The organism is Arenimonas sp. (genome assembly GCF_019459675.1).
GTDB lineage: Bacteria > Pseudomonadota > Gammaproteobacteria > Xanthomonadales > Xanthomonadaceae > Arenimonas.
Window position 1 is genome coordinate 1 of record NZ_JAIBFH010000216.1, and the last position, 2,475, is coordinate 2,475.

Here is a 2,475-nt window from a genome sequence, read left to right on the forward strand (position 1 = left end):
GGCGCGCCCGGTGGGGGCGCCGCTCTGTTTCTATTCCCCCTTTCCGGGGGCGCGTATGGGGCGGCCGCCGCGGAACGGGAAGTCGCGCTCTTCGGCGGTGAGCACCTGTACGTTCAGCACCTCGCGGCGCGCGGCCGAAAGGCGCTCGGCCAACGCAACGGCGGCCTCGTCGAAATCATCGCTCACCAATACCGCCAGCTGCCCCGCACCGATGCGCTCCCACAGGGGTTTGAGCCGGGATTCGTCCGGCCACTGGCCGTGGGCGCGCAGGCCCTGCAGCTCCAGCAGGCATCGGTCGCGCTGCCGCAGGCCGGCGCCGGCAGGCACCAGGCGCAGTCCGTCGCCGCCGATCACCGCCAGGCCGAAGCGGTCGCCCTGGCGAAGCGCCAGCTCGAACACGCAGGCGGCCAGCGCCCGCGCCGCGTCCAGCCGCGACCTGCGCGGCCGCGCCTCGTCGCCCTGGGCCATGGACGCGGTGGCGTCCACCACCACCCAGGCCGTGAGCGGGCTGTCGCGCTCGGCCTCGCGCACGAAGAAGCGGTCCGAGCGCGCATAGAGTTTCCAGTCGACCTGCCGCGGTTCGTCGCCCTGTTCGTAGGCGCGGTACTGCGCGAACTCCAGCCCTGATCCGCGGCTGCGGCTGGCGTGCTGGCCGAAGCCGTGCCCGCCCGCCGCGCGCCGGCCGGACAGGCGCAGGGCCTTGAGCCGCGCGCGCACGTCGGCGGGAATGAAGTCGGGAGCGGACATCGCGGGGCTCAGCGGGCCAGGGGCACGCTGCCCAGCAGCATCGCCACCAAGTCGTCGGGCGACTTGCCTTCGGCTTCGGCCGCGAACGACAGCAGCAGGCGATGCCGCAGCACGGGTGCCGCCAGCGCCAGGACGTCTTCGCGCGTGGCGGCGTAGCGGCCATGCAGCAGCGCGCGCGCCTTGGCGGCCAGCACCAGCGATTGCCCTGCGCGCGGGCCGGCACCCCACTTCACGTACTGCAGTATCTCAGCCGACGCGCCCGGCAGCGGCCGGCTGGCGCGCACCAGCCGCGTGATCCAGTCGAGCAGGTCGGCGCCCAGGTGCACTTCGCGCACGCGCGCCTGCAGCGCCAGTACGTCTTCCCCGCGCATCACCTGCGGCACCTTCGCGGTCTTCGCGCCGGTGGTCTGTTCAATGATGGCGCGCTCTTCGGCTTCGCTGGGGTAGTCCACCCTTATGTGCAGCAGGAAGCGGTCCAGCTGCGCTTCGGGCAGTGGGTAGGTGCCGGCCTGCTCGATCGGGTTCTGGGTGGCCAGCACGAAAAAGGGTGCCGGCAGTTCGTGGGTGACGCCGGCGTAGCTGACGGTCTTTTCCTGCATGGCTTCCAGCAGCGCAGCCTGGGTCTTGGGCGGCGTGCGGTTGAGTTCGTCCGCCAGCAGCAGGTTGGTGAACACCGGGCCGGGCTGGAACTTGAAGCTGCGGTGGCCGGTGCCGTGGTCTTCCTCGAGTATCTCGGTGCCCAGGATGTCGCTGGGCATCAGGTCGGGGGTGAACTGTACGCGCCGGAACTGCAGCTCCAGCGCCTGCCCCAGCGTGCGCACCAGCAGCGTCTTGCCCAGGCCGGGTACGCCCTCGAGCAGGCAGTGGCCGCCGGCCAGCAGGCCGATCAGCAGCTGTTCCACCACGTCGTCCTGGCCGACGATGGCCTGGGCGATGGCGGCGCGCAGGGGCGCGATGTGGGACAGCTGGGCTTCCAGGTCGGTGGCGGTGGTCGAGTTGGTCATGGGGTCCCCGGGTGAAACGCGTCGATGGTTCTAGCTCGTCAATGCATACATCGCGATGTTCACCGCGAACTTCGTGTTGTCTTCGGCCAGCCAGCGCTTGTTGCGCCAGTCGTAGTCCCACTCGCAGCCGTAGTCCTTGTTGCTGTAGAGCACCCCCAGGCGGCTGTCGATGCTGATGCCCTTGAGGTAGTCGTGCACCAGGTCGTCGCCCCAGCCGTTGAGCTCGAAGCCGGTGGCGGGCGGGCCGTCGGGGAACTTGAAGAAGCTCGAGTACAGCGGGTGGCTGTTGGGCAGCTTGCGCAGCGCCGATGCACCGAAGATGGCGGCCATCTGGTCTTCGAAGGACTTGGCGAACAGGCCGTCGATGTCGTGGTTGCAGTCGTCCACGAATACGAAGCCGCCGCTGCGCACGTAGCGCTCGAAGTTGCGGCGTTCGTCGGGATTGAACTCCACCAGCTTGTGACCGGCCAGGTAGCAGAACGGCGCCGCCAGCATGCGCGGGTCCGACAGCGCCAGCACGTGCTCCTTGGTGTCCACCCGCAGCGTGGTGTATTCCAGCAGCGACGTGATCAGGTTGGCGGGCATGCGCTGGTCAACGTCCCAGTTGCCCGACTCGTACATCAGCCGGGTGAACCAGAAGTCGTAGTCGGCGCCGGCGGCCAGCGCGCGGTGCACGGGCAGCGCGAGGCCGCCTGCGGCGGCACCCAGCATCAGCTTGAGGAAC

Annotated in this window: 2 protein-coding genes and 1 pseudogene; all 3 read right to left on the reverse strand. The window is 69.7% G+C overall.

Annotated features, from left to right (window positions below; genetic code table 11):
- Positions 1-72: 72 nt before the first annotated feature.
- Positions 73-747 (reverse strand): annotated as a pseudogene (locus K0M70_RS07420) (DUF58 domain-containing protein); the annotation flags it as partial.
- Positions 748-755: 8 nt separating this feature from the next.
- Complete coding sequence (locus K0M70_RS07425; protein WP_290781105.1) at positions 756-1,751, reverse strand: MoxR family ATPase; 996 nt, start codon at positions 1,749-1,751, stop codon at positions 756-758.
- Between the two features lie 30 nt (positions 1,752-1,781).
- The coding region (locus tag K0M70_RS07430; protein WP_290781107.1) for a DUF4159 domain-containing protein at positions 1,782-2,475 on the reverse strand (694 nt) is incomplete at its 5' end.